General features: G+C 66.8%; 26 protein-coding genes. 15 read left to right on the plus strand and 11 right to left on the minus strand.

Going from position 1 to position 26,315, the window contains the following annotated elements:
- The first annotated feature begins 80 nt into the window (after nt 1–80).
- The 3 genes from ACODSU_RS21785 (at nt 81) to creC (ending at nt 2,960) form a co-directional block, all read left to right on the plus strand.
- Nucleotides 81–716, plus strand: a complete 636-nt coding sequence (locus ACODSU_RS21785; protein ID WP_055402029.1) for a MarC family protein — start codon at nt 81–83, stop codon at nt 714–716.
- Between the two features lie 6 nt (nt 717–722).
- Nucleotides 723–1,427, plus strand: a complete 705-nt coding sequence (locus ACODSU_RS21790; protein WP_488844729.1) for a winged helix-turn-helix domain-containing protein — start codon at nt 723–725, stop codon at nt 1,425–1,427.
- Nucleotides 1,428–1,493: 66 nt separating this feature from the next.
- A complete protein-coding gene (gene creC, locus ACODSU_RS21795) occupies nt 1,494–2,960 on the plus strand; it encodes a two-component system sensor histidine kinase CreC (RefSeq protein WP_488844730.1) in 1,467 nt (488 codons plus the stop codon).
- Here the strand turns inward: creC and ACODSU_RS21800 are convergent.
- The gene (locus tag ACODSU_RS21800) at nt 2,957–3,460 is read right to left on the minus strand and encodes a hypothetical protein (protein ID WP_488844731.1); all 504 of its coding nucleotides are present in this window, start codon (nt 3,458–3,460) and stop codon (nt 2,957–2,959) included. The two genes, creC and ACODSU_RS21800, sit on opposite strands and share 4 nt — an antisense overlap.
- Nucleotides 3,461–3,654: 194 nt before the next feature.
- Between ACODSU_RS21800 and creD the strand changes: the two genes are divergently transcribed.
- Nucleotides 3,655–5,091: a cell envelope integrity protein CreD gene (creD, locus tag ACODSU_RS21805; protein ID WP_488844733.1), complete on the plus strand. Its 1,437-nt coding sequence runs from the start codon at nt 3,655–3,657 to the stop codon at nt 5,089–5,091.
- On the plus strand, nt 5,088–5,450 hold the full coding sequence (locus tag ACODSU_RS21810; protein ID WP_488844735.1) for a hypothetical protein: 363 nt from the start codon (nt 5,088–5,090) through the stop codon (nt 5,448–5,450). The genes creD and ACODSU_RS21810 overlap by 4 nt, the downstream gene beginning before the upstream one ends.
- Nucleotides 5,451–5,557: 107 nt before the next feature.
- Here the strand turns inward: ACODSU_RS21810 and ACODSU_RS21815 are convergent, their stop codons facing one another.
- The 4 genes from ACODSU_RS21815 to ACODSU_RS21830 all read right to left on the minus strand — a co-directional run bounded on the left by ACODSU_RS21815 (nt 5,558) and on the right by ACODSU_RS21830 (nt 8,430).
- Complete coding sequence (locus ACODSU_RS21815; protein WP_488844737.1) at nt 5,558–6,604, minus strand: GGDEF domain-containing protein; 1,047 nt, start codon at nt 6,602–6,604, stop codon at nt 5,558–5,560.
- Between the two features lie 184 nt (nt 6,605–6,788).
- Nucleotides 6,789–7,325, minus strand: coding sequence for a hemerythrin domain-containing protein (locus ACODSU_RS21820; RefSeq protein WP_488844739.1), 537 nt, complete (start codon nt 7,323–7,325; stop codon nt 6,789–6,791).
- Nucleotides 7,326–7,509: 184 nt separating this feature from the next.
- Nucleotides 7,510–8,091 (minus strand): hypothetical protein, encoded by a 582-nt coding sequence (locus ACODSU_RS21825; RefSeq protein ID WP_060985338.1) that lies wholly within the window; start codon nt 8,089–8,091, stop codon nt 7,510–7,512.
- 120 nt (nt 8,092–8,211) lie between these two features.
- Nucleotides 8,212–8,430 (minus strand): CsbD family protein, encoded by a 219-nt coding sequence (locus ACODSU_RS21830; protein ID WP_015012165.1) that lies wholly within the window; start codon nt 8,428–8,430, stop codon nt 8,212–8,214.
- Between the two features lie 374 nt (nt 8,431–8,804).
- On the opposite strand from ACODSU_RS21830, the gene ACODSU_RS21835 reads away from it, so the two are divergent.
- From ACODSU_RS21835 to ACODSU_RS21845, 3 genes are all read left to right on the plus strand, one after another.
- On the plus strand, nt 8,805–10,682 hold the full coding sequence (locus ACODSU_RS21835) for a DUF1800 domain-containing protein (protein ID WP_488844741.1): 1,878 nt from the start codon (nt 8,805–8,807) through the stop codon (nt 10,680–10,682).
- Nucleotides 10,683–10,690: 8 nt separating this feature from the next.
- Nucleotides 10,691–12,145: a DUF1501 domain-containing protein gene (locus ACODSU_RS21840; protein WP_488844743.1), complete on the plus strand. Its 1,455-nt coding sequence runs from the start codon at nt 10,691–10,693 to the stop codon at nt 12,143–12,145.
- Between the two features lie 87 nt (nt 12,146–12,232).
- The gene (locus tag ACODSU_RS21845; protein ID WP_488844745.1) at nt 12,233–13,609 is read left to right on the plus strand and encodes an NAD(P)/FAD-dependent oxidoreductase; all 1,377 of its coding nucleotides are present in this window, start codon (nt 12,233–12,235) and stop codon (nt 13,607–13,609) included.
- A gap of 76 nt (nt 13,610–13,685) precedes the next feature.
- On the opposite strand, the gene ACODSU_RS21850 is transcribed toward ACODSU_RS21845, so the two are convergent.
- Genes ACODSU_RS21850 through ACODSU_RS21865 form a run of 4 tightly spaced genes read right to left on the minus strand, consistent with a single transcriptional unit; the run spans nt 13,686 to nt 17,396 of the window.
- Entirely contained in the window at nt 13,686–14,375 is a 690-nt protein-coding gene (locus ACODSU_RS21850; RefSeq protein ID WP_488844747.1) for an ABC-type transport auxiliary lipoprotein family protein, read from the minus strand.
- Between the two features lie 56 nt (nt 14,376–14,431).
- On the minus strand, nt 14,432–15,400 hold the full coding sequence (locus tag ACODSU_RS21855; RefSeq protein WP_488844749.1) for an MlaD family protein: 969 nt from the start codon (nt 15,398–15,400) through the stop codon (nt 14,432–14,434).
- Entirely contained in the window at nt 15,400–16,275 is an 876-nt protein-coding gene (locus ACODSU_RS21860; RefSeq protein ID WP_060987698.1) for an ABC transporter ATP-binding protein, read from the minus strand. The genes ACODSU_RS21855 and ACODSU_RS21860 overlap by 1 nt, the downstream gene beginning before the upstream one ends.
- Nucleotides 16,272–17,396, minus strand: coding sequence for an MlaE family ABC transporter permease (locus ACODSU_RS21865; RefSeq protein WP_488844751.1), 1,125 nt, complete (start codon nt 17,394–17,396; stop codon nt 16,272–16,274). The genes ACODSU_RS21860 and ACODSU_RS21865 overlap by 4 nt, the downstream gene beginning before the upstream one ends.
- A 286-nt stretch (nt 17,397–17,682) precedes the next feature.
- Between ACODSU_RS21865 and ACODSU_RS21870 the strand changes: the two genes are divergently transcribed.
- Together ACODSU_RS21870 and ACODSU_RS21875 are read left to right on the plus strand one after the other, a co-directional pair.
- Nucleotides 17,683–19,374 carry a GMC family oxidoreductase gene (locus ACODSU_RS21870; RefSeq protein ID WP_488844754.1) on the plus strand — a complete coding sequence of 564 codons (1,692 nt, stop codon included), beginning with the start codon at nt 17,683–17,685 and terminating at the stop codon, nt 19,372–19,374.
- Between the two features lie 14 nt (nt 19,375–19,388).
- Complete coding sequence (locus tag ACODSU_RS21875) at nt 19,389–19,739, plus strand: antibiotic biosynthesis monooxygenase family protein (RefSeq protein ID WP_488844821.1); 351 nt, start codon at nt 19,389–19,391, stop codon at nt 19,737–19,739.
- Nucleotides 19,740–19,775: 36 nt separating this feature from the next.
- On the opposite strand, the gene ACODSU_RS21880 is transcribed toward ACODSU_RS21875, so the two are convergent.
- Both ACODSU_RS21880 and ACODSU_RS21885 read right to left on the minus strand, forming a co-directional pair.
- Nucleotides 19,776–20,105 carry a hypothetical protein gene (locus tag ACODSU_RS21880; RefSeq protein WP_116748640.1) on the minus strand — a complete coding sequence of 110 codons (330 nt, stop codon included), beginning with the start codon at nt 20,103–20,105 and terminating at the stop codon, nt 19,776–19,778.
- 78 nt (nt 20,106–20,183) lie between these two features.
- Complete coding sequence (locus tag ACODSU_RS21885; RefSeq protein WP_488844756.1) at nt 20,184–21,536, minus strand: ammonium transporter; 1,353 nt, start codon at nt 21,534–21,536, stop codon at nt 20,184–20,186.
- Between the two features lie 351 nt (nt 21,537–21,887).
- Here ACODSU_RS21885 and ACODSU_RS21890 point away from each other — a divergent pair, with 351 nt between their 5' ends.
- From ACODSU_RS21890 to ACODSU_RS21910, 5 genes are all read left to right on the plus strand, one after another.
- On the plus strand, nt 21,888–22,646 hold the full coding sequence (locus tag ACODSU_RS21890) for a sulfite exporter TauE/SafE family protein (protein WP_015012153.1): 759 nt from the start codon (nt 21,888–21,890) through the stop codon (nt 22,644–22,646).
- Between the two features lie 261 nt (nt 22,647–22,907).
- Nucleotides 22,908–23,672: an ABC transporter substrate-binding protein gene (locus ACODSU_RS21895; protein ID WP_488844759.1), complete on the plus strand. Its 765-nt coding sequence runs from the start codon at nt 22,908–22,910 to the stop codon at nt 23,670–23,672.
- Between the two features lie 131 nt (nt 23,673–23,803).
- On the plus strand, nt 23,804–24,586 hold the full coding sequence (locus ACODSU_RS21900) for an amino acid ABC transporter permease (protein WP_110960436.1): 783 nt from the start codon (nt 23,804–23,806) through the stop codon (nt 24,584–24,586).
- A complete protein-coding gene (locus ACODSU_RS21905) occupies nt 24,583–25,338 on the plus strand; it encodes an amino acid ABC transporter ATP-binding protein (protein WP_015012150.1) in 756 nt (251 codons plus the stop codon). Before ACODSU_RS21900 ends, ACODSU_RS21905 begins: the two co-directional genes overlap by 4 nt.
- A 79-nt stretch (nt 25,339–25,417) precedes the next feature.
- Complete coding sequence (locus ACODSU_RS21910) at nt 25,418–26,305, plus strand: DMT family transporter (RefSeq protein WP_488844761.1); 888 nt, start codon at nt 25,418–25,420, stop codon at nt 26,303–26,305.
- Nucleotides 26,306–26,315 lie beyond the last annotated feature (10 nt).

Consider the following 26,315-nt stretch of genomic DNA (forward strand, 5'->3'; position numbering starts at 1 on the left):
CCGGGCTGCGCCACCCTCATCTGCCGTTGGCCTGAGCCCCCGAAGAACCACCCTGCCCACTTGCCCTTGGAAGCGCCCTCATGGACCTCAAACCCCTGATCACCCTGCTGGCCATCGTGAACCCGCTGGCCATCGTGCCGTTCTTCATCCACTACACGCAGGGCTTCTCGTACCCGCAGCGGCGCCGCACCATCCAGGTGGCCAGCTTCAGCGTGTTCTGCGTGATTGCCGCCTGTGCGCTGCTGGGCCTGCAGATCCTCGACTTCTTCAACATCTCGCTGCAGAGCTTTCAGGTGGGTGGCGGCATGCTGCTGCTCATCAGCGCGATGAACATGCTCAACGCCCAGCCCGCTGAGGCCAAGCCCAGCACCAACGAATACGAAGAAGGCGCCGAAAAAGCCGCCGCCGGCAGCAGCATTGCCGTGGTGCCGCTCACCATCCCGCTGCTCACCGGCCCGGCCAGCATGTCCACCGTGGTGATTTATGCCGACCGCGCCCAGACCTTCTGGCAGCACGCCGCGCTGGTGGGCTACGGCGTGGTCATCGCGCTGGCCACGGCCGTGTGCTTTGCGCTGGCCGACCCGATTGCGCGCGTGCTGGGCAAGACCGGCATCAATGTGATGACCCGACTCATGGGCCTGATCCTGGCTGCGCTGGCCGTGGAAGTGATGGCCGACGGGCTGGGCAAGCTGTTCCCCATCCTCGTCGCACGCTGACCCTCCATGTCCGCCCGCCTGCTGCTGCTCGAAGACGACCCCGCCATCGCCCGCACCGTGGCCTATGCGCTGGAGCGCGACGGCCTGACCGTCACGCACAGCCTGCTGGTGCACGACGCGCGCCAGCAGCTGCAGCGCGCACGGTTTGACCTGCTGGTGCTGGACGTGGGCCTGCCCGACGGCAGCGGCCTGGACCTGCTGCGCGATGTGCGCAATGCGCCGCCCACCGCCGTCCTGCCCGTGCTGATGCTCAGCGCCCACGGCGAAGAAATCGACCGCGTGCTGGGCCTGGAGCTGGGTGCCGACGACTACCTGACCAAACCCTTCAGCCCCCGCGAACTGGCCGCCCGCGTGAAGGCGCTGCTGCGCCGCGCGGGCCACGGAAACGGCAACGGCCACCCGGCAGCGCCCGCCGCCACGGCCGCCGCGCTGTTCCACGACGACGAGGCCGGCCAGCGCATCAGCCTGCGCGGCCAGGCCCTGCCGCTGACCCGGCGCGAGTACCGCCTGCTGTCCCACCTGCTGCGCGGCGCAGGACGCATCCATTCGCGCGACGCACTGCTGGCCGCCGCCTGGGGCGACGACAGCGAAAGCACCGACCGCACGGTGGACACCCACATCAAAACGCTGCGCGCCAAGCTGCGCGAGCTGGACCCGGCACGCGAATACATCAGCACGCACCGGGGCATGGGGTATTGCCTGGACATCTGAAGCCAAATTGGCTGCTAGCGCCCATCTAAAAAGCGCTGGCAGCTATTGTTTTTGAAGCAAAACACCATGCGCCTCGGCCTCCGCCTGCTGTTCGCCTTCTTCCTCATCAACGGCATCGCCGCGTTCTTTGTGCTGCGCGTGTTCATGGCCGAGATCAAGCCCAGCGTGCGCGAGGTGATGGAGGACATGATGGTGGACACGGCCAACATCCTGGCCGAGCTGGCCAGCGAGGACCTGACCGCCGGGCGGCTGGCGGCGGGGGCCGACAACAGCAGCACCAGCCCGTTTGCCCAGCATGTGCGGCGCTATGCCACGCGGCCCATTGATGCAGCGATCTGGGGCTTTTCCAAGCAGTCGCTGGACTACCGAATCTACGTGACCGACACCACGGGCCGCGTGCTGTTCGATTCGGAAAACCGCGCCGTGGGCGCCGACTATTCACGCTGGCGCGACGTGGCGCGCACGCTGCGCGGCGAGTACGGCGCGCGCTCCACCCGCGATGTGGAGGACGACGACACCAGCGGCGTGATGCATGTGGCCGCGCCCATCTACGTGAACAACCAGATCGCGGGTGTGCTCACCGTGGCCAAGCCCACGCGCACCGTGCAGCGCTTCATCGACCGGGCCGAGCGCAAGGTGTTCATGGGCGGGCTGCTGCTGCTGGCACTCTCCGCCGCCGTGGGCGTGGCCGTGACGCTGTGGATGGTGTGGAATGTGCGCCGCCTGCGCGACTACGCCCTGAGCGTGCAGGGCCCCGCCGATGGCGAGCACCACGACCCCGGCGCCCCGCCCCCCACAGCCCTGGCCGTGCCCGAGGTGCCCGGCGAGCTGGGCGACCTGGCCCGCGCCATGGACCGCATGCGCGCGCGGCTGGAGGGGCGCGACTACATCGAGGGTTATGTGCGCGCCCTCACGCACGAACTCAAAAGTCCCGTAGCCGCCATCCGGGGCGCCGGCGAGCTGCTGCAGGAAGAGCTGCCCGCCGCCGACCGCGCCGAGTTTGCGACCCAGGTGGTGCAGCAAAGCGAACGCCTGCAGCGCATCATCGACCGGCTGCTGGAACTGTCCAAGCTGGAGCAGCGCCAGCACGCCGAAGGCCGCGCGCCCGTGGCGCTGCAAGGCTGCGCCGAGGCCGCCATTGCCCAGACCCGCGCCCGCGCCGGGCAGCGCGGCATCACCCTGGCGCTCAGCGGCCACGGCACCAGCGGCCCGTGGGAGGCCGAGCTGGTGACGCTGGCGCTGACCAACCTGCTGGACAACGCGATCGACTTTGCGCCCGCAGGCAGCACGGTGCGGGTGGAACTGGACGGCGCCACGGTGGCCGTGCAAGACAGCGGCCCCGGCGTGCCCGACTACGCGCTGCCGCGCCTGGGCGAGCGCTTTTTCACCACCGCGCGGCCGGGCGGCGAGCGCAGCGGATCGGGCCTGGGGCTGGCGATTGTGCAGCGCGTGATGGCGCTGCATGGCGGGCAGATGGTAGCGCGCAATACGGCGCCGGGGCTGCGGGTGGCGCTGGAGTTCCGTAGAGCCTAGGAGCCTGTCGGGAGGCGGGGCTGGGCCTGGAGAAATTCGACCAGATCGCCCACCGTGGTCACTTTGCCGAACAGGGGGTTGGCCGATGTGTCGGCCAGGCTGCGGCGGGCCCGCTGTGCCATGTCTGCGACCAGGTCATCCAGGTCGTCAGCGTCCAGACGCAGGTCGCTCTGGAGGTTGTCGGTCAATCTCAAAGGCACGGCAACTGCGGCAGACAGGCTGCGCTGCAGTTCCTCGTACACCGCGCGCACCACCCAGGTGTCCACCCGGCGGCAGTCGATGGAGCGGGCAAACTGGCAAATCGACTCCCCCGCACGGCCTTGCGCCATACGGGCCAGGCGCAGGGCCTCGCGCCGGCTCAGGACGGCCACCAGGCTGCCGAGCGCCAGGAGCGAGCCGCCCACCGCCACGGGGTGCTTCCAGAACACGGCCATGAAGGCCACCGCCATCACGGCCAGAAAGCACCGCGCCGGCCAGCGCAAGGGCGGGCGGACAGCCACCGGGGGTATGAAGCGGGACGCTGTATTTCGCATGGCACTCCCCAGGTGGATGACACAGGCGGTCGATTCTGCCAGCGCCCCACTTCGCACTTCGCACGTCACCCCCGCCACTTCACACTGGCCTCACAAACTTCATAGCGCCCTCACAGCGCGCCACAACACTGCCCCCACAACAGTCACTTGTGGAGGATCTTTTGTTCAAACACCCCTTGTTCACCAAGCTGGCGGCGCTGACCGCCATCACCGTGTTGCTGCTCTTTGGCCTGGGCCTGATCGAAGACGTGGTGCGCGACCGGCTGCGCTACCGCAGCATCACCGCGCAAAGCGTGGCCGAGAGCCTGGCCGGGCCGCAGACGCTGATGGGCCCCATGATCCACAGCGCCTGCGTGGAAAGCTGGGATGAAGAAGTCGGCAAGGGCGACGAGCGCCGCATGGTCGAAAAGCGCCGCGAGTTCATCCTGACCGCCATGCCCGAGCAGCTCAAGCTCACCACCGGCGCCGCGATGGAAGAACGCGCACGCGGCCTGCACAAGGTGAACACCTACAACCTCAAGGCCAACGTGACGGCGCAATGGGGGTCGCTGGCCAGCCTGCTGCCGCAGAGCAGCATGAAGAATTCGCGCATGCACTGCGGCGCGCCCATCGTGATGATGGCCGTGGGCGATGCGCGCGGCATCCGTACCGCGCAGTTCACCATGGGCAGCCAGGCGCTGGCGCTCAAGCCCGGCACCTTCCACCCCACCTACAGCCGGGGCCTGCATGCGGTGCTGCCCGAATCCGTGCGCGGCAAGGCCGACGGCCTTACGGCCACCTTGGACCTGGAGCTGGTGGGCACCGAGCGCCTGGCCATCGTGCCGCTGGGCGGCAACACCGAAGTGCTGATGACCAGCAGCTGGCCCCACCCGTCGTTTGCCGGGCGCTTTCTGCCATCGGAACGCGAGGTCAAGAAGACCGGCTTTTCGGCCCAGTGGCGCCTGTCGTCGCTGGCCACCACGGCGCAGGCCGACATTGCGAATGGCAAGCGCATCTGCCTGGGCGCCGATGAGGGCAGCGACTATGCACACAGCGGGGCCACGCCGGGCGACTGCGCCGACAGCTTCAGCGTGGCCTTCATCGACCCGGTGAATCCCTATTCCCTCTCTGACCGCGCCACCAAATACGGCGTGCTGTTCATCGCTCTCACCTTCGTGGCCGTGGGCCTGTTTGAGCTGATGAAGAAGCTGCGCGTGCACCCAGTGCAGTACCTGCTGGTGGGCAGCGCGCTGTGCAGCTTCTTCTTGCTGCTGGTGAGCCTGTCGGAGCACCTGCCGTTTGGCATCTCGTACGCGGTGGCCGCCAGCGCGTGTGTGCTGCTGCTGGCCTACTACGCCAGCCACATGCTGGGCGGGCTGACGCGCGGCATTCCGCTGGGGGCGGGCATTGCGCTGCTGTATGGCCTGCTGTACGTGTTGCTGCAGCTGGAGCAGACGGCGCTGGTGGTGGGGGCGATTGCACTCTTCCTGGTGCTGGCGGCGGTGATGGTGCTGACGCGCAAGGTGAACTGGTACGGCCTGGCTTCTGGCGGCACGCCCCCGCGCCCCACCATGCCATCGGTGCAGCGCCCCGCAGCGCCCCGCACGGAGGCCGCATGAACCCCACCGCCACCCACACCACGCGCTGGGCCCAGTACCTGGCGCAGGCCCAGGCCCTGACGCCGCCCGCCAGCACCGGCCCCGCTAGGGGCACCGCGCTGACTGCTGCTGAGGCGGCCCGCGTGCAGCGCCACCGCGACCAGTTGATGGCGGCCCTGCGGTCGCAAGACCGGCTGGCCTTGCACTGTGCCAAGCAGCAGGTGCTGGACGCAGCCTTTTGCCCCCGCCGCCCCGAGGCGGACCTCGACCACGGAGCGGCGGGGGGCGGAGCTGCAGATTCGCCCGCCCTGCGCCGGGCGCTGCGCGACCTGGCGTGGCGCACAGCGGCCTTGCTGTTGCTGCGCCGCCCGGAGTGCTGAAGGTGTGCCAGGGGGCCTTCTTGCGCAGGTCCCTGGGCACAATTTTTAATAGAAATGGCCGGTAGCGCCAGTGCAATATGCGCCAGCAGCTATCAAAAACAGAGCACCTATACCACCACGGTGCGGCTGCGCCCCTCGCGTTTGGCGGTGTAGAGCGCAGAGTCGAGCAGGCGCAGGGTGATGTCCAGCGGCCGCAGCGGGTCGAACAGCGTGAGCCCCATACTGACCGACAGCACCAGCGCCGGCTCGATACCGGGCAGCGGGTGGGCGGCCAGCGCCGCATGCACACGCTCGGCCACCACCTGTGCCTGGTCGAGCCCGGTGGCGGGCAACAGGGCCAGAAACTCCTCGCCGCCCCAGCGCCCCAGCACGTCGGCCGCACGGAAGACATCGCGGCAGAGGGTGGCAAACAGCTGCAGGGCCTGATCGCCCACATGGTGGCCGTACACGTCGTTCACGCGCTTGAAGTGGTCCAGGTCCATCATCAGCAGGCAGGCCGGCTCATTGCCCCGCTGCAGCAGTGCCCATTCCTGGCGCAGGCGGTCGGTGAACGAGCGGCGGTTGGCCAGGCCAGTCAGCACATCGGTGTGTGCCAGCACGTCCATCTGGTGGCGGGCCGCCTCCAGCTCCACCAGCATCTGGCCCTGGCGGTCGTTGGCGCGCTTGAGCTCCAGCAGCCGGATCACCTGGCGCGCCAGGGCACTGAGCAGGTCCTGCACCTTGGCAGACAGCTCGCGCGGCCGGTGGTCCAGCACGCACAGCGTGCCCAGCACAAAACCGTCCGGCGTGACCAGCGGCGCCCCGGCGTAAAAGCGCAGCGGGTTCTTTTGCGTGACGATGGCGTAGTGCGCAAAACGCGGGTCTTGCGCCAGGTCAGGCACGATGAAGACGCCGGACTGCCGGATGGCGTAGCGGCACACGGACTCGTTCAGCGGGGTCTCGCGCAGTGCAAATCCGCGCGCGGCCTTGAACCACTGGCGCTGGTTGTCCAGCAGGCTGATCAGGGCCACGGGGGCTTCGCAGATGTAACCCGCCAGGTCGGCCAGCTCGTCGTAAGCGGGCTCCATGGGGGTGTCAAGAATGCCGTAGCGCTGCAGGGCTTGCAGGCGGTCGGTGTCGTCGCAGGGGTCGTCAGAAGGGGTGGTGTCGGCCATGACGCGAAGCGGCCGCGCCGCCCCCATTTGCCTTGAGATGGGGCAGCATGCCATACAAGCCACACGCTTGCATGGGTGTAAGCCCGATGGCCCGCATGGCTTCGTCCGGCGGAACGCTTACCCTGCTGCTCTGGTGCAGCGTTCGGTGTGCCCGCTGCAGCGGACAGTCGGTCAATCTATGGAGTCAGGCTGCCACGGCAGGCGCAGCATCACGCTGGGTAGCGGGCTCGTCGGACCCGGGCGCGCCGGAGTCTGAGCAGGTGGCGCCACCGCATCCGTGGATCAATGCCTCGGGCAGCGCTGTGGGAGCGTGCACCACGCCCGTGGCGGGGTCAAAGCCCACGCGGCGCAGGTGCAGGGCCAGCGAGGCATCCATGCTCTGCGCGTGCTGCGGAAACCACAGCGCCAGTTCGCTGGCCATCACGCGCAGCACCTTCAGGTCGCCCTGCTCGGCGCGGGCCGTGCCTTCCCGCATCACCTGCAGCACCACCTTGTGCTGCATGCTGTGGCAGTTGCCCGAGGCAAAGCGGGTGGAGGCCATCCAGTCGTCTTCCTGGCCGAAATGCTGCTCGGTGTGCTCCACCAGCGTACGCCAGCGGGGCAGCAGTTCCGCATCGCTGGCCTGGTCCACGGCGGCCAGCAGGTCGACAAACTCCCGGTGGGTGTCATCCATCAGGGGCAAGTCGAGGTTCAGTGCATCAGACCATTCGAGGTGGGCCATGGGACTCCTTGGGCAGGCGGCAGATCAAACGAAGCTGCGAGCTTAGGAGCCCCGGCCCGGCCGGGTGTTGATGCAGGTCATGGCATCCCCATACGCAGCCAGGCCCTGCGCCGCGCGCAGCGGGCAGGGCCTGGTACAGCCTGTTAGAGCAAGGGATCAGGTCAGGCGCTCAGCGCCCGGCCGATCAGCTCTGGCCGTACATGCGCTTGGCGTCGTCCACACACTTGGACTTGAGGTCGCCGCTCATGGCGTCGCAGCGCTCCTTGGCGGCCTTGTAGTTGGCTTCGTTCTTCTCGGCGGTGGCATCCTTGCGGGCCTCGGCCACGTTGGCAGCCTTCTCGGCGGCCGTGTCTGCAGGCTTGGCCTGGGCGGCGGCCACCTTGGCGTTTTCCTTGGCCTTCACGTGTTCGGCCTTGGCATCCTTCACGCACACGTCCTTGGCGTTGCCGGTCAGGTCGTCGCACTTTTCCTTGGCGACGGCGTAAGCGGCATCGGCGCGGGCTTCAGCCACCTTCTGGCTGGCCTTGGCGCTGGGCTTGTACTGGGCTTCAAGCTCCGCCTTGGCCACGTCTTCCGCGCCCTTGGCTTCCTTCACGCAGATGTCCTTGGCGTTGGCCTTGAGGGCATCGCACTTTTGCTTGTTCATCTTGTAGTCTGCCGAGATGCTTTCCTTGGCGGCCTTGTGTTCCGCAGGGGTCATGGCAAAAGCGGTGGTAGCCATCAGACCCGCTGCGCAGGCGGCGATCAGGGTGCGTTGGAATGTCATGGTTTTCTCCTCGATGAAATTGAATGCAATGGGTGTGAATTTTTGGGGGGCGGTGCGCCAGGAGTGGCCTGGCGGGGCGCGGGGCGAAGGCCCCGCAGCGCGGTCACGCTGTTTGCGCTATCAGTCGTTGAAGCGGAAGTCAGGGTGGCGGTCTTGCCATTCCTTGAGCTGCTTTTCAGCCGCATCGCGTGCGATGCCCTGGCGCTCTTGCAGCTTGCCCAGGAACTGTTCGCGCTTGCCGTCGATGACATCGAAGTCGTCGTTCGTGAGCTTGCCCCACTGCTCGATCATCTTGCCCTTGAACTGCTTCCAGTTGCCCTTGATGGTGTCTTCATTCATGGTGTGACTCCTTGTGCGAATTTCGCTTCAGCCATCCACTCGAAGTGCGTGGAACCTTTGCGTGATGCGATGGAGTTCACTGTAAAAATGATCTGGCGCCGACGCCGTAGTCCGCGCCACGCAGCACGCGTCAGCACAGGACTACGGGCGTGACGGACATCGCCGATGCAGTGGCTCTGGCCCTCTGGCGAAGGGCCAACACCGCCCCCGCAAGGTACAAAGTGTTGCAATGGCCCATCGTTCAGACCCTGGGCGCGGCAGGCATTGCAGAGGCGTGTTTCGCTTGGTAACACTTGTGTTTGCAAGTGATCGCGGCATGTGATTAAGTGATGCCCTGCGCACTCCACTTTGCGGGCATTTCCATCTCAATCACCATGACCAATTCATATGCGGCGACTCAGACGACTGGTGTCGCAGAGAAAGCAGAGGGCGCGGCCTTCACCCCCGATTCTTTATCGCCTGAAAAAGGCAATCGCATCGCTCCAGCAGTGGCCGCACTAACCACGGCCAGCGCCCTGAGTGCGTGCGGGGGCGGAGGCAACGAGCCTCTTCAAGCCGCCCAAGCCTCTGGCCCCGATGCTATGCCGAAGCCCGCTTTTGAAGGTTTTTCCTACCCGGCTCCCACATCAGACGCTGAGGCAGCGCGCTTCCTGCTACATGCGCAGTTCTCGGCCTCAACGGAAGAAATCGCATCGCTCCGATCGACGACATATGTCGATTGGCTAAACCGCCAGTTCGATGCGAGCCCAGGAGTCACTGGCTGGGACTGGCTGAACACACGGGGCTACGCCGCTATCAGCAATGACACGGCGTACTACGACAACTCATACCCTGCTGACTACATGATCTGGTACCAGCTCATGAAGTCGCCAGACGGACTGCGCAAACGTATCGCATTGGCATTGTCCGAAATTTGCGTGGTCTCTCTCAGCGGCGTAGACGTCAATTGGCGCTGCCATGCCATGGCTTGGTATTGGGACCAATTAGTGAACAACGCATTCGGCAACTACAGAAATGTGCTTCAGGACGTGACCCTCAACCCAGCCATGGGGTACTACCTGAACACACGAGGCAACCAAAAAGAAAATCCTGCGACGGGCAGACAGCCCGATGAAAACTATGCGCGGGAAGTTATGCAGCTCATGTCTATCGGCTTGGTTGAGCTGAATCTCGATGGTACGCCCAAGCTCGATAGCCATGGGAAGCCTATCGATAGCTACACCATGAACGACGTGACTAACCTTGCGCGGGTGTTCACTGGATACGACTTCGACCAATCTCAGAACGTACCGACCACCGTGCCAGGGACTACACGGGTGGTTCCTAACACCACATACACAAGGCTGCCGATGGCGCTTAACGCATCGCGCCACTCCACGCTTGCAGCAACCTTTCTGGGCACAACCATCCCCGCAAACACACCCGGGACGACAGCTCTCAATATGGCGCTGGATACACTTTTCAACCACCCCAATGTGGGGCCCTTCGTGTGCAAGCAACTCATCCAGCGCCTGGTAACAAGCAACCCCACCCCAGGCTATGTAGCGCGCGTCGCATCTGTATTCAACAATAACGGTACAGGTGTTCGAGGCGATATGCGCGCGGTGATCACCGCCATATTGTTGGATGATCAGGCCCGAGCGCCAACAGGCTTGACCCGTTTGACTTTTGGAAAATTGCGCGAGCCCATGCTGCGCTTTGTGCAGTGGGGCCGCACCTTCGGCATCAACTCGGCACAGGGCAGCTGGAAGATCGGCGACCTGAGCGACCCCGGCTCGCGCCTGGGTCAGAGCCCGCTGCGTTCACCCTCGGTGTTCAACTTCTTCCGCCCGGGCTACATCCCTCCGTCCACGGCGTTGGCGACATTAGGCGCCGTAGCTCCCGAATTCCAGCTGGTCAACGAAAGCAGCGTGGGGGGCTACCTCAACTACATGCAGGGCGTGATCCGCAACGGCATCTACGTGAACGCCCCCGAGCTGCCCAACAACGCCAGCACCTCCAACAACGGCTACGACATCAAGGCCAGCTACACCAACGAACTGGCCATCGTGACCGATGCCGACGCGCTGGTGGCCCGCATCAACCTGCTGATGTGTGCAGGCCAGCTGTCTGCCGCCACCGTCAAGCTCATTGCGGACGCACTCAAGGCGACGCCCGTCACCAACGCCAGCACCGACTCCGTCAAGCTCGACCGCGTGGCGGCCGCCGTCTTCCTGGTCATGGCTTCGGCCGAATACCTCGTTCAAAAGTAAGCCCTGCCATGCACCTGCTTCAACCCGAACTCCACACCCGCCGCGCGTTCCTGCGCCGCTCCACCCAGCTGGGCCTGGCGGGCACGGCCCTGCCCTTTGCCCTCAACCTGGCCGCCATGGGCGAGGCGGCGGCCTTCAATGCCACCGACTACAAGGCGCTGGTATGCGTGTTCCTGTACGGCGGCAACGACTACGCCAACACCGTGGTCACCTACGACGATGACAGCTACAACCGCTACAACACCATCCGGGGCGGTGGCGCAGGCCAGACGGCCGGCGGCATCGCGCTGGCCAAGGCAGCCCTCACCCCGACGCTGCTGACGCCCACCACGCCGCTGCCGGGTGGTCGCCAGTACGCGCTGCACCCGGCCATGACGGGGCTGGCTGGCCTGTTCAACAGCGGCAAGGCGGCCGTGCAGCTCAACGTGGGCCCGCTGGTGGTACCGCTGACGCGCGCCCAGTACAACAGTGCCGACCGCGCCACCTACCCCGTGCCGCCCAAGCTGTTCTCGCACAACGACCAGCAGTCGGTGTGGCAGTCATCCTCGCCCGAGGGCTCCACCGTGGGCTGGGGTGGCAACATCGGCGACCTGGCGTTGTCCTCCAACGGCAATTCGCTGTTCACCTGCATCTCGGTCACGGGCAATGCGGTGTTCCTGTCGGGCGACTCGGCGCTGCAGTACCAGGTCAGCACGAACGGGGCCGTGGCCATCAACGGTGTGAAGAACCGGGTGTACGGTTCTTCTGCGGTGCAGAGTGCGCTGGCGTCGCTCATCCAGCAGCCACGCACGCAAACGCTGGAGAACGAATACAACCGCGTGACCACCCGCGCCGTGACAGCCGAAAGCCAGATCACCAACGGGATCGCGGGCGTGACGCTGGCTACCACCTTCCCCAACAACAACTCCCTGGCCAACCAGCTCAAGATGGTGGCGCGCCTCATTGGCGCGCGCACCAGCCTGGGCAGCAAACGCCAGGTGTTCCTGGTGTCGCTGGGGGGCTTTGACCTGCACGACAACCTCATCGCGCAACAGCCAGTGCTGATGCAGCGCGTGAGCGAGGCCATGACCGCGTTCTGCAACGCCACGGTGGAGTTGGGAGTGGCCGACAAGGTCACGGCGTTCACCGCGTCCGACTTTGGCCGCACGCTCAGCTCCAATGGCGATGGCTCAGACCACGGCTGGGGCAGCCATCACCTGGTGGTCGGCGGCGCCGTCAAAGGCAAGGCCTTCTATGGCAGCGCGCCGCCGGTCAGCATCACCAACACGGCAGCCCCCGAAGACCAGTGGCACGTGGGCCAGGGCCGCCTGCTGCCGTCCACCTCGGTGGACCAGTACGCCGCCACCCTGGCCAAGTGGTTTGGCGTGGCCGACAACGAAATGGCGGGAGTGCTGCCCAACATCACGCACTTTGGCGCAGCGGCGGGGCGGCCGGACTACCCGGTGGACCTGGGGTTCCTGTAACTCGATGGAGCCCCCGTGACCCGGGGGCCTGCAGGTCGCGACCACGGCAAGGGCCTGGGGCCTCCACGGCTCCCCAATAATGGCAGCATGACGACTCCCTCTGCTCCCCCGCTTCGCCCGCGCGTGGTCATCATCGGTTGCGGGTTCGGCGGCCTCGAAGCCGCCCGCGCCCTGCGGGGCGCGGCGGTGGATGTGACCCTGGTGGACAAGACCAACCACCACCTCTTCCAGCCCCTGCTCTACCAGGTGGCCACGGCCGGACTGTCGGCCCCGGCCATTGCGGCGCCCATTCGGCACCTGTTCCGGCAGCAGCGCAACGTGACCACCTTGCTGGGCGAGGTCACCCGCATCGACGTGGGCCAGCAGTCCGTGCATCTGGCAGACGGCGCCACGCTGCCGTATGACCACCTCATCGTGGCCGCCGGTGCCACGCACAGCTACTTTGGCCGCGACGACTGGGCGGCCTATGCGCCTGGCCTCAAGACGCTGGACGATGCGTTCGAGATCCGCCGCCGCGTGCTGCTGGCGTTCGAGGCGGCCGAGAAAGAGCCCGACCCCGCTCGCCGCGCAGACTGGCTCAACTTTGTCGTCGTGGGCGCGGGCCCCACGGGCGTGGAAATGGCCGGCACGCTGGCAGAGATTGCGCGCCACACGCTGCCTGGCGAGTTCCGCCACATCGACCCCGCGAGCGCGAAGATCATCCTGCTCGAAGGCGGTGCACGCGTGCTGCAGGCCATGCCCGAGACCCTGAGCCAGCGCGCCAAGGAGCAACTGGAGAAGCTGGGCGTGGACGTGCGCCTGGGCGCGCGTGTCACCGCCATCGACAGTGATGGATTGAAGGTCGAATCACCCGCAAGCGCTAGTACATCCAGCGTAAATAGCTATCAAATAAATAGCAAATGCATTGTGTGGGCAGCGGGCGTGGCCGCATCACCCCTGGGCCGCCACCTGGCAGACACCACAGGCGCCAGCACCGACCGCGCGGGCCGCGTGGTAGTGGAGCCCGACCTGACATTGACGGGCCACCCCGAGATCAGCGTGATTGGCGACCTGGCAGCCGCCAAGAGCCACGCCCCCGGTCACGAGCCCACGCCCGTGCCCGGCGTGTCGCCCGGCGCCAAGCAGATGGGCCGCGCCACCGCAGCCAACATCCTTCGCCGACTGGCGGGCCAGCCCACGCAGCCGTTTCGCTACCGCGACTACGGCAATCTGGCCACCATCGGCCGCAACTCTGCCGTGGTGGACCTCACCTCGCCCGCCGGGCCAGTGCGGTTCTCCGGCTACTTTGCGTGGCTGTTCTGGCTGTTTGCCCACGTGTACTTCCTGATCGGCTTTCGCAACCGGCTGGTGGTGTTGCTGGACTGGGCCTGGGCGTACTGGAGCTTTGCGCGCTATGCGCGGGTGGTGACAGGCATTGAACGCCATGAGGCCACGCCCCCATCCCCTTCCCCGCCCGGCTCCTGACGGCCAGCCGCGCTGCGTGGCGCCACGGCCAAGGCTGGCGCCCGCTGGCAGATGCGGGCTACATAGACCTGGGGCGTTACTGCCCCACCTGCTCCACCCAGGCCGCCAGCTCCCCGGCCAGCTGGCTTGACGCCGCTGCCAGCGCGGCCACGCCGCCCGCCGCATCGGCCGACTTGGCAGGCTGCTGCACGATGAACACGCGCTGTCCGCGCAGGGATTCGCCTGACGGAGTCAGCTCGACCACCGTGGCGCGCAGGCGCACCACGCCCGCGCTGTCGCTGGGGCTGGTGAACAGGTGGCTGAACTCCTCCAGCTCGGTGCGCAGCACCAAGGGCAGCTTGTTGCCCTGGGCGGGTTCGCGGGCCTGGGCGGCGCCGTCGTCGGCCTTGAGCACGGCGCGGCGCAGGCCCAGTTGTTCGCGCAGGCGCTGCTGCAGCAGTTGCGCGGGCGGCTGGCTCCAGCGGGCCTGGCTGTAGGGGCGCAGCTGCTGGGCGTCGGCATAGGCCAGGCGGTACAGCACGGCGTTGCCGCCCTCGGGCAGGCCGGGCGCATCCATGTCGGCCAGCGCCAGCGGCGCCAGGGGCGCGCGCCGGTCGGTGGGCACGGTGGCCAGCGGGCCGGGCCCAAAGTCATACAGCACGGGGCGGGTGGGGGCAGCCGGCAGGGCCGAGCAGCCCGTGAGTACCAGCACTGCGGCCAACCCACAACCCCACAGGGCGGTAGCGCCAGATGTATATGCCTTGGTTGCTATTTTTTTGATAGTCATCACATTCATTCCTCACAAGGCCCACGCTGCCCATGCGGCGCGGTCAGAGACACCCCTCATCGGCCACTACCAAAACCGGGCTCACCCGGCCCGGGCGGGATGCGGCCCGAGCCGTAAATGAACAGCTGCGGGTTGTCGCTGATGCCCCCCGCCGCGCGGCCCATCTGGCGGGCGGCGCGGGCCGTGTCGTCGGCCGCGCGGTTCACCCGTGGCAGGGTCGCGGTGCTGAACTGGTCCGCCGCCCGCGCCAGGGACTGGGTGCCAACGGTGATCTGGTCGATGGCGCCGCCCTCGGCATTGAGCCGCTGGTTGGTCTTGCCCAGGTCCACCGCCAGGGCGGACACGCTGGCACCCGCCTGCTGCAGCGACTGCAGCGTCTGGCGCGCGTCGCTGGCCAGGGGCGGCAGCGCGGCCAGGGCCGGGTCCAGGCGCTGGGACACGGTGGCATCGAGCCGCTGGGTCAGGGTGTTGACGCTGCCTGCGGCCTGGCCGATGTTGGACAGCGCCTCGGTGAGCTTTTGCTGGTTGCCGTCGCCCAGCAGCTGGTTGATGCGGCGCGTGGCCTCTTCGACCTGGCCCAGGATGGCCGGCGCCTGTTCGGCCAGCTTGCCAAACGGCGAGGGCTTGAGCGGCAGGCGTGGCAGCCCGCTGGGGCCGGGGGGCAGCTCGGGGTAGGGCTGCTCGGCGTCGTCCAGCAGCACATGGGCCAGGCCGGTGACGCCCTGGTAGCCCAGCACGGCAAAGGTGGTGGGGCTGATGGGCGCCTGCTCGTTGACGGCGATGCGGATCAGCACGTTGCCGTTGACCTGCGGATCAAAGCCGATGCGCGTGACCTTGCCCACGGCCACGCCCTTGTAGCGCACGGCGGCCTGGGGCTGCAGGCCGCTCACGCCATCGCGGGTGGAGAGTTCGTACTGCTCGTAGTTGGCGTTGTCGCGCGTGAGCCAGACGGCCAGGCCCGCCAGCATAGCGGCGACCACCAGCACAAAGATGCCTGCGGCGAGGGCGTGGGATTTGTTTTCCATCAGGGGTGTTCCTTGTGGGGCGCGGGCGGTGTGGCGACCTGCGCCGGAGCCTGCTGCACAGAAGGCACGGGCGCCATGGCCCGTTGGCCACGTTCGCCCATGAAGAAGTGCTCGATGAACGGGTGCGAAAAGTGCGCCACCTCGTGCGGTGGGCCGGTGACGATGACCTTTTTATCGGCCAGCACGGCCACGCGGGTGCTGAGTGCAAACAGCGTATCCAGATCGTGCGTGACCATGATGACCGTCAGCCCCAGCGCTGCACGCAGCTCGCGCAGCAGCGCGCAAAAATCGTCGGAGCTGCTCGGGTCCAGGCCCGCCGTGGGCTCATCGAGCAGCAGCAGCGGCGGATCCATGATGAGCGCACGGGCCAGTGCCACACGCTTGACCATGCCTCCCGACAGGTCGGCCGGCATGCGCGTGGCGTGCTCGGGCTTCAGCCCCACCATCTGCAGCTTGACCAGTGCGGCGTCGCGCACCAGTTCGGGCGGCAGCGTGCCCTGCTCGCGCAGCGCAAAGGCCACGTTGTCGAGCACGTTGAAGGCCGAAAACAGCGCGCCGTGCTGGAACAGCATGCCCACCCGGCTGGCCGCGCCCTCGCGCCCCATCTCGGACGCAGGCCGGCCCAGCACCGTGACCTGCCCGCGCGTGGGCCGGGCCAGGCCCAGGATCTGTCGCAGCAGCACCGTTTTGCCTGTGCCCGAGCCCCCCACCAGCGACAGCATCTCGCCGCGCTGCACGGTGAAGTTCAGGTCCTGGTGCACGGTGAAGGTTTCATCGCCCTTGCCAAACTGCGTCCAGAGGCCTTGCACGTCCACGATGGGCGGCTCGCCGGGCGCGACGGCGATGTGTTCGGGCTTGGCGATGCGCTCAGTCATATGCCAATGTTCTTGAAGGCGACCGCAAACAGCGCGTCCACGATGATCACCATGGTGATGGACGACACCACCGACGCCGTCGTGCCCTCGCCCAGGCTCTGGGTGTTGGGCTTGACGCGAAGGCCCCAGTGGCAGCCGATGAGCGCAATGAACGCGCCAAACACCACCGACTTGGCCATGGCCAGGCCCAGGTTGCCGATCTTCACCGCAGCAGGCAGTGCCTGCACAAAGTACGACGGCGAGATGTCCATGGAGATGTCGGCCGCCAGCATGCCGCCTGCCAGCGCGGCCAACGTGGTCCACACGCTGATGAGCGGCATGGCCAGCGCCAATGCCAGCGTGCGCGGCATCACCAGCCGGAACCCGTGCGGGATGCCCATGACGCGCATGGCATCGAGCTCTTCGGTCACGCGCATCACACCGATCTGCGCGGTAATGGACGAGCCCGAGCGGCCCGCCACCAGAATGGCCGCCAGCATGGGGCCCAACTCGCGGATCAGCGAGATGCCCAGGATGTTGACGATGAACGACTCGGCACCAAACTGCCGCAGCTGCAGGCTCATCAGATAGGCCAGCACCACCCCGATGAGGAAGCCCACCAGCGCCGTGATGGGCAGCGCCGTGGCGCCCATGCGGTACAGGTGACCGGACACATCACGCCACGGCCCCTTGCGCGGCGCACGCGCCAGGCGGCCCAGGTCCAGCACCAGCTGGCCCACCATCTCCAGCAGGTGGCGGGCGTGGTCCACGCCATGCAGCACCAGCACGCCCAGGTGGTCGATCTGTTCGCCCAGGCGCCAGGGCTCGGGCGGCGGTGCCACGCAGGTGAACTGGGCCACGCGCGTGAGCATGGTGCGCTGGCTGTCGGTGCAGGCCAGCTGGGCGGGCCAGGCGTGCTGCCAGTGGTTCCACAGCAGCTGCGCGCCCACATGGTCCAGCCACTGCAGCTCTCGCAGGTCCCAGCCCAGAGTAGGGGCAGGCGGTGCGTCACGCAGCTGGTCCGACACGGCCTGCCACTGCTTCGCATTGCCCAGCTCGGCCGCGCCCCAGCGCCCACGCAGCTGCGCGCACGGCCCTTGGGGCGTATCGGCGCGAACGATGTGGGGGGCGTGGTCGGTCATGGGTCAGGCCACCAGGGCAGTCGCAGGGATAGGGTCGTCAAGAAGCAGCAAGGAAGAGCGTGCATGGTAGCGGAGCGAATCCTGCACGCGCTGTCGGACACCAGCCTGTCAAGCACAGACAGGCGGCGAAGCGTGTAATTATTATCAAATCGACGCCAAGCGCAATTACTACAAGCACCAGCAGCTACTAAAAATGTAGCAATAGGCACACACCCTATCGACAGGGCCTGCCCCATCCGCACAATGGCCCACCGTTACCACCCTTGATCGGCACCGCCCCTTCTCCATGAGCGACACCACGTTTGACACCATCATCATCGGCGGGGGCACGGCCGGCTCCCTGCTGGCCAACCGCCTGAGCGCCGACGGCCGCCACCGCGTGCTGCTGATCGAAGCGGGCCGCAAGGACGACTACCACTGGATCCACATCCCCGTGGGCTACCTGTACTGCATCGGCAACCCGCGCACCGACTGGCTCTACAACACCGAACCCGACGCGGGCCTGAACGGCCGCACCCTGCGCTACCCGCGCGGCAAGACGCTGGGCGGCTGCAGCAGCATCAACGGCATGATCTACATGCGCGGCCAAGCACGCGACTACGACCAGTGGGCCGAACTGACGGGTGACGCCAGCTGGCGCTGGGACAACGCCCTGCCCTACTTCCGCCGCCACGAAGACCACTGGCGCCTGGACCAGCCCGGGGGTGTGAACGAAAATTTCAAACGCCTGCACGGCAACAAGTCCACCGGCAGCACGGGCGAATGGCGGGTGGAAAAACAACGCCTGCGCTGGGATGTGCTCGACGCCTTTGCCCACGCCGCGCAGCAGGCCGGCATCCCGGCCACCGACGACTTCAACAGCGGCAGCAACGAAGGCGTGGGTTATTTCGAGGTCAACCAGAAAAGCGGCTGGCGCTGGAACACCGCCAAGGCGTTTTTGCGGCCCACCTGCTACGGGCGCCCCAACTTCGAGATGTGGACCAGCGCACAGGCGTCCAAGCTCATCCTCGAAACCCAGCCCGACGGCAGCCAGCGCTGCACCGGCGTGCTGGTGTGGGACGGGCACGAGATGGTCACTGCCCGCGCAACGGGTGAGGTGATCCTGAGCGCAGGCGCCGTCAACTCGCCCCAGCTACTGCAGTTGTCGGGTATCGGCCCCGCCGCGCTGCTGCGCCAGCACGGCGTGGAGGTGAAGGTGGACCTGCCCGGCGTGGGCGCCAACCTGCAAGACCACCTGCAGATCCGCGCAGTGTTCAAGGTGCAGGGCGTGCAGACGCTCAACACCATGGCCAGCTCGCTGGTGGGCAAGGCCAAGATCGGGCTTGAGTACGCGCTCAAACGCAGCGGGCCCATGAGCATGGCGCCCTCGCAGCTGGGCGCTTTCACCCGCAGCAGCCCTGACCAGCCCTACCCGAACATCGAATACCACGTGCAGCCCTTGTCGCTCGATGCGTTTGGCGAGCCGCTGCACAGCTTTCCGGCGTTCACAGCCAGCGTGTGCAACCTCAACCCCACCAGCCGGGGCACGGTCAACATCAAGAGCGCCGACTTCAAGGCCGCCCCAGCGATTTCGCCCAACTACCTCAGCACGCCCGAAGACCGCCAGGTGGCGGCCGACAGCCTGCGCGTCACGCGCCGCATCGTGGCCCAGCCCGCGCTGGCCAAGTACCAGCCGCAGGAGTGGAAGCCCGGCGTGCAGTTTGAAAGCGACGAAGACCTGGCGCGCCTGGCGGGCGACATTGCCACCACCATCTTCCACCCCGTGGGCACCACGAAGATGGGCCGCGACGGCGACCCGATGGCCGTGCTGGATGCGCAACTGCGCGTGCGCGATGGGCGTGGTGGTGTGGTGGCCGGCCTGCGCGTGGTGGATGCGGGCGCCATGCCCACCATCACCAGCGGCAACACCAACTCGCCCACGCTGATGATGGCGGAGAAGGCGGCGGAGTGGATCATCCAGGCACGGCGGGCGGCGTGAGTACCATCGCGCCGATGTATTCCTCCACCTTCATCTTTGCGGCCAAGCAGTTCGACGACGCCTTCCACCGTCTGGACGAGGCCATCGCCACCGCCGCACGCGCTATCGACGGCTACCTGGGCGAGGAGTCGTGGACGGACACCGGCAACGGCCTGGTATCCAACGTGTACTACTGGCAGTCGCTGGAGGCGCTGCAAACGCTGATGCAGCACCCCGCGCACCTGAAAGCCAAGGCCGCGCAGGCGCAGTGGCTCAATGGCTACCAGGTGGTGATTGCTCAGGTGCTGCGCACCTACGGAGACAACCAGCTCGCCGGGCTGCTGCCCACGGCCGCGCTGTTCACACAGGGCACTGCGCCCCACTAGTTTTTTCAAGTCGCGGCGCAGAAGCCGCTTGGCAGGTCAGCGGATGCCACCCACATAGCGCGGCACCTCGGGGGCTGGCTCGGGGGGCGGTGCGGGGCGCGCACGCACCGCCTGCGCCGCGGCGTCCAGCAGCGGTCGGCGCTGAGCGGCCGGCGGGCTGGCGTGCAGGGCGTGCTCCAGGCGGTCGGCCCATTCGGCCAAGTCGGGCGCGTTGTCTTCGGTGGCGCGCTGGCGCGCAAACCGCACGATCTCCTGCGCGTAGTCCGCGTTGGCCGCCATCCATTCGGTATCGGTCACGCGCCCTGTCTTGCGCCGCAACAGCACATGCAGGTGGGCGGCAATCGCCAGCTTGTCGGAATCGGACATGTTCGGCTCCTTACTGCATTGGGGTCATCCATCGGACTGCATTCGCTGGCCCGCACATCACAGGACGCGGCGACACATTCAGCCGCCCAGGCGCTCGCGGTGCTGGGCAATGTCCAGCCCGGTCTGCTCGCTTTGCTCGTCCACCCGCAGGCCCATCGCAAAGTTGACGACCCACAGCAGCGCGGCCGTCACCACCAGGCTGTAGGCCGCCACGGCGCCCACGCCGATGGCCTGGGTCAGCAGGCTGCCCGCAGCGCCTCCCACGGTCTTGCTGGCCAGCACGCCTGTCAGCAGCGACCCCACGATGCCGCCAACGCCATGCACGCCAAATACGTCGAGCGAGTCATCCACCCGCAGCAGCCGCTTGAGCCCCGTGGCGCCCCAGTAGCAGGCCAGCCCGGCCACCAGACCAATCACGACGGCCGAGCGCAGCGTGACAAAACCGGCGGCGGGCGTGATGGCCACCAGCCCCGCCACCAGGCCGGAGCACAGCCCCAGCAGCGACGGGCGCCCGCGCACCACCCACTCGCCCAGCATCCACGACAGCGCCCCGGCTGCAGCGGCCAGGTGCGTCACGGCCATGGCCAGCCCGGCGCGCCCATCGGCCGCCACCGCTGAGCCTGCGTTGAAGCCAAACCAGCCCACCCACAGCATGCCCGCGCCCGCCATGGTGAGCCCCAGGTTGTAGGGTTCAAACGGCTCGCGCCCATACCCCGCGCGGCGGCCCAGAAACCAGGCGCACACCAGCCCTGCCACGCCCGCATTCACGTGCACCACCGAGCCGCCCGCAAAGTCCAGCGCGCCCATCTGCGCCAGCCAGCCCCCGGGCTCCCACACCCAGTGCGCCACGGGCGCGTACACCACCAGCGTCCACAGCCCAATGAAGACCAGCATGGCCGAGAACCGCATGCGCTCCACAAACGCGCCCACCAGCAGAGCGGCCGTGATGATGGCGAAGGTGAGCTGGAACATGGCGTACACCGACTCGGGAATCAGCGGCGCAATGTGGCTCACGGCCAGCTTGCCCGCCTCCAGCTGAAAGTCGAGCCCGGCAAAGCCGGCGCGGTCCCAGCCCCCTAGCCAGGCACTGCCGGGTGTGAACGCCAGCGAATACCCCGCCGCAAACCACAGCAGACTGACCAGCCCCGCGATGGCCACCACGCAGGCCATGGTGTTGAGCACGTTCTTTCTGCGCACCATGCCTGCGTAGAACAACGCAATGCCGGGCAGCGTCATCAGCAGCACCAGAGCAGTGGAGGTCATCATCCAGCCGGTGTGGGCCGCATTCACCGTGTCCTGGGCCACCAGGGCGGGGCGTGTGAGGGGCGCCGCTATGGCGGGAGCCTCTGGCACGCTCTGGGCCAGCGCGCAGGTGCACAGCCCCAGACACAACGACACGACCGCAAACACCCGGTGGTTGACTGCACGCATGCACGCTCCCTTTCGCAATTTGTTACAAGCGCGTTGCACGAGCCATGCCAGCCGGTTGCCACCGAATCGGGGCAGAGCAAGCCCCCAAAAGCCGTTCGGCGCCCAACAACGGGGGGCGGGAAACCCCCAATGCACCAGCAGGGTGCAGCCGTTACAGTTGCGGCACTCGAAAGCGCGCTTCGGTGTGCCAAGCGAGGGGCCCGAGGAGACAACCTTTCTACCAACAATACAGTCCAAACACCCAACGAGGTGTACACCCTTTCAGGCGCTGGCGATCCCAGCGCCTTTTTCTTGCCCGCTCGATCCCGAGCGGTCCTGAATCGATAGCAGGCCCGGTGCGACAATCCTGCGATGGAATGGATTTTGATGACCCTGGCCTCGCTGCTCGCGGGCTTTGTGGATGCGATCGTGGGAGGCGGTGGACTGGTGATGGTGCCCGCGCTGTTTGCGGCTTTTCCGGGCGCGCCCCCGGCCACGCTGCTGGGCACCAACAAGGCGGCCTCGGTCTGGGGCACCGCCATGGCCACCTGGCAATACAGCCGCAAGGTGCAGATCCGCTGGTCGGCTATGCTGCCGGCCGCAGCCGCCGGTTTTGCCGGGTCGTTCGTGGGCGCGTGGGCCGTCACCGTGGTGTCGGCCGACTTCCTGCGCAAGCTGCTCCCCCTGGTGCTGCTGGGCGTTCTGCTCTACACCCTGGCCAAAAAGGAGCTGGGGCGGCACCACACCCCCCGGTTTGCCGGCCGGGCCGAGGTGATTGCCGCGTGCCTGATTGGCGTGCTCATCGGCTTTTACGACGGGTTCTTTGGCCCGGGTACGGGCAGTTTCTTCGTCTTCTTGTTCGTGCGGCTGCTGGGCTACGATTTTCTCAATGCATCGGCCTCGGCCAAGCTGCTCAACTGCGCCACCAACATTGCTGCCATTGCGCTGTTTGCCGCCAAGGGCCATGTGTGGTGGCACTTTGCGGTGACGCTGGCCGTGGCCAACGTGCTGGGCAGCCTGCTGGGCACACACATGGCGCTCAAGCATGGCACCGGCTTTGTGCGGGGCATCTTCATCGTGGTGGTGAGCACGCTGATACTGAAGACGGGGTACGACGCCTTCCTGCGGTAGGCCTGCTCTTCACGCTCCAGGCGTCGCTTGCCAGGGTGGCACCCAACTTGCAAAGCGCTGCACGGCCTACCACCAGGGCGCCCCGAGGTCATCGGGGTTGCCCTGCATGGCCCGAATGTGAACGCGCGTCCTATAATTTCCGCACGTTTCCGTTTGATGACGAGGCCCATCGCCAATGGCGATGTCCGCATCCACCCGCTCCGGCCTGCCTACCCGCAGGCCGGATTTTTTGTACCTGAACCACCCCCACAGGAACCTGTCATGCAATTTTTCAAGTCTGCCGTTGTCACCGCCGTGGCGCTGTGCGCTGCCCTCGCCGTCCAGGCCCGCACGCTGGACGAAATCAAGAAGGACGGCAAGATCATCGTGGCCACCGAGGGCCAATTCGCCCCCTTCAACTACTTTGAAGGCACCAAGCTCACAGGTTTTGAGGTGGAAGTGGCGGAGCTGGTGGTCAAGAAGATGGGCCTGAAGCTCGAATGGAAGACGCTGGGCTTTGACGCCCTGCTGACCGGCCTGGGCCAGAACCGCTGGGACGCCGTGATCGCCTCGCACGGTGTGACCGACGAGCGCTCCAAGGCCGTGACCTTTGCCAACCCCCACTACTGCTCGGGCGGCATCATCGTGGCCATGGACGACAAGATCCGCAACGCCAAGGACCTGACCGGCAAGGTCGTGGCCGTGCAAACCGGCACCAGCTACCTGGAGCAGGTGAAGAAGGTCAGCGGCGTGAAGGAGGTGAAGAACTTCCCGCAAGACACCGACGCCCAGCGTGCCCTGATCTCCAAGCGCGTGGACGCCTGGGTGAGCGACAAGTTCGTGGCCAAGGAAGCCGCCGCCAAAAACGCCAAGGCCGGCTTCAAGCTGGGCGACATGCTGTTCATCGAGCGCATCGCCCCCGCCATGGCCAAGGGCAACACGGGCCTGGCCGATGCCTGGAACAAGGCCTTTGCCGAAGTGCTGGCCGATGGCAGCTACGCCGCCGTCTCCAAGAAGTACTTCAACGAAGACGTGCGCTGCAACTGATGTAAAAACGCGTCACGGGGTGCGCAGAGGGCCCAGGCCTGCTGCGCACCCTTTGCCGTTTCTGGTGGCGGGTGCATGATCGCCCCGCACCCAGTCCGATTTCCAACCAAGACCGTATGGTCGTCTGATCCATGCTTCTCGCTCTTTGGCCACAAGGCTGGTCCCGACAGCAGCGCAGCAATGCCACGCTGGTCGCTGCACTGGTCGTGATGGTGCTGGCCCTCTCGCTGCTGGGCCAATTGCTGTCGTTCTTTCCTGACCCCATCGGCCCCAACGCCCAGGCGTTCTCTGAAGGTGCGCGCACCACGCTCTGGCTCACGCTGGTCAGCGGGGCCGTGGGCCTGGTGCTGGGCACGGCCGCGGCGCTGGCCCGCACGGCCCGCTGGACGCCCGTGCGTTGGATTGCTGGCGTGTACATCTGGGCCATTCGCGGCACCCCGCTCTTGGTGCAGATCCTGTTTGTGTACTTTGCCCTGCCGGTGCTGGTGCCCGGGTTGAACCTGCCAGACTTTGCCGCCGCCGTCGTGGCCCTGGGGCTGAACGTGGGCGCGTACAACGCTGAAGCGCTGCGCGCCGGGCTGCTGGCCGTGCCACGCGGCCAAACCGAGGCCGCCCGGGCGCTGGGCCTGGGCCGCATGCATGTGTTCATGGATGTGGTGTTTCCGCAGGCGTTCAAGATCTCGCTGCCGCCGCTGGTGAGCAACTTCGTGGCGCTACTCAAGGACTCGTCGCTGGCCTACGCTATTGGTGTGGTGGAGCTGACCAACGTGGGCAACCGCATCCAGTCGGCCACCTTCCAGCCCATCGCCACGCTGACCACGGTGGCCATCACCTACCTGCTGCTGACCACGCTGGTCACGCAGATCTCCAACGCCGTCGAATACCGCTTTGACGTGGAAGGGCGCAACCGATGACCGCGACGACGAACCAGCCCAAGCCCTACATCGTGGCCGAGCGGGTGTGCAAGTCGTTTGGCGCACACCAGGTGCTCAAGGACGTGTCCACCGTGTTCCACACCGGCGAGGTCACGGTGATCATCGGTGCCTCCGGCTCGGGCAAGAGCACGCTGCTGCGTGCCATCAACCGCCTGGAGCCCCACGACAGCGGGCGCATCACCATTGACGGCGTGGAGGTGAGCGACGACCACGCCACCCTGCAGCGCCAGCGCTGCGAGGTGGGCATGGTGTTCCAGCAGTTCAACCTGTTCGGCCACATGAGCGTGCTGGACAACGTGACGCTGGCGCCGCGCCGCATTCGCAAAACACCGCGCCCTCAGGCCAACGACGAAGCCATGCAGCTGCTGCGCCGCGTGGGCATGCAGGACCACGCGCACAAGTACCCATGGCAACTGTCGGGCGGACAGCAGCAACGGGTGGCCATTGCCCGGGCGCTGGCCATGCAACCCAAGGTGATGCTGTTTGACGAGCCCACCTCGGCGCTGGACCCCGAGATGGTCAAGGAAGTGCTGGACGTGATGCGCAGCCTGGCCCGTGGCGGCATGACCATGATCGTGGTCACCCACGAAATGGGCTTTGCGCGCGAGGTGGCCGACCGCGTGATGTTCTTCGACCAGGGCCGCATCGCGCACGATGCGCCGCCGCAGGAGTTCTTCAGCAACCCGGCCAACGACCGCATCCGCGCGTTCCTGGGCCAGGTCAGCCACTGATCAGAATCCGCGCCGCACTGCAAAGGCCGCCCGGGCAACCGGCGGCCCTTTTTTCTTTTTGGTATTGAGGAATTTGTCGATGCGCACTGAACGCTGGGGCCTGATGGCCCTGCTGGCCGTGACCGTGGTGTGGGGCACCACCTTCCCGGCGATGAAACTGCTCTCGGCGCACCTGGACGCGCTGCAGATCATCTGGCTGCGCTTTGTGATTGCGCTGCTGGTGCTCGCACCCCTGTGGCGCGGCATGCTGCGCCACGAGCGGCGCTGGGGCTGCGCACTAGGCTTGCTGCTGTTCCTGGCGTTCTGGCTGCAGATCGAGGGCCTCGCGCGCACCAGCAGCAACCGCAACGCGTTTGTGACCGGCCTGAACGTGCTGGTGGTGCCGCTGATTGCCATGGCAGCGCTGGGGCGTCGCTATGGCTGGCGCCTGTGGGCCGCCTGCGGGATGGCACTGGCAGGCATGGCCCTGATGTTCCACGAGAACGAGCCATGGAACCTGGGCGATACGCTGACGCTGGCCAGCACCGTGTTCTATGCGCTGTACATCCTGGCGCTGGAAGAATGCGCGCGCCGCACGGCCGCACAGCCCCTGCGCGCCACCCGCATGGCCGCCGCCCAGGCCACGGTGATGGCATTGGCCTCCACCGCGCTGCTGCTGGTGCAAAGCGGCAACATGGACTGGGTACGTGCTGTCGCTCATCTGCCGGCGGATGCCTTGGTGGCCCTGCTGTACCTGGGCCTGCTGGCCAGCGTGGTGGTGGTGACGCTGCAGGCCTGGGGCCAGCAGCGTGTGGACGCCATGCGCAGCGCCATCGTGTTCGGGCTGGAGCCGGTGTTTGCCGCGCTCACGGCGTGGGTGTTGCTGGGCGAACAGCTGGGCTGGGCCGGGCTGAGCGGGGCGGCGCTGATTGTGGCAGCGCTGGTGTTCAGCCAGCTCCAGCCGTCACCGCGCACCGTCAGTGCTTAGGGTCCCTCTG

Source organism: Acidovorax sp. FG48 (genome assembly GCF_057809085.1).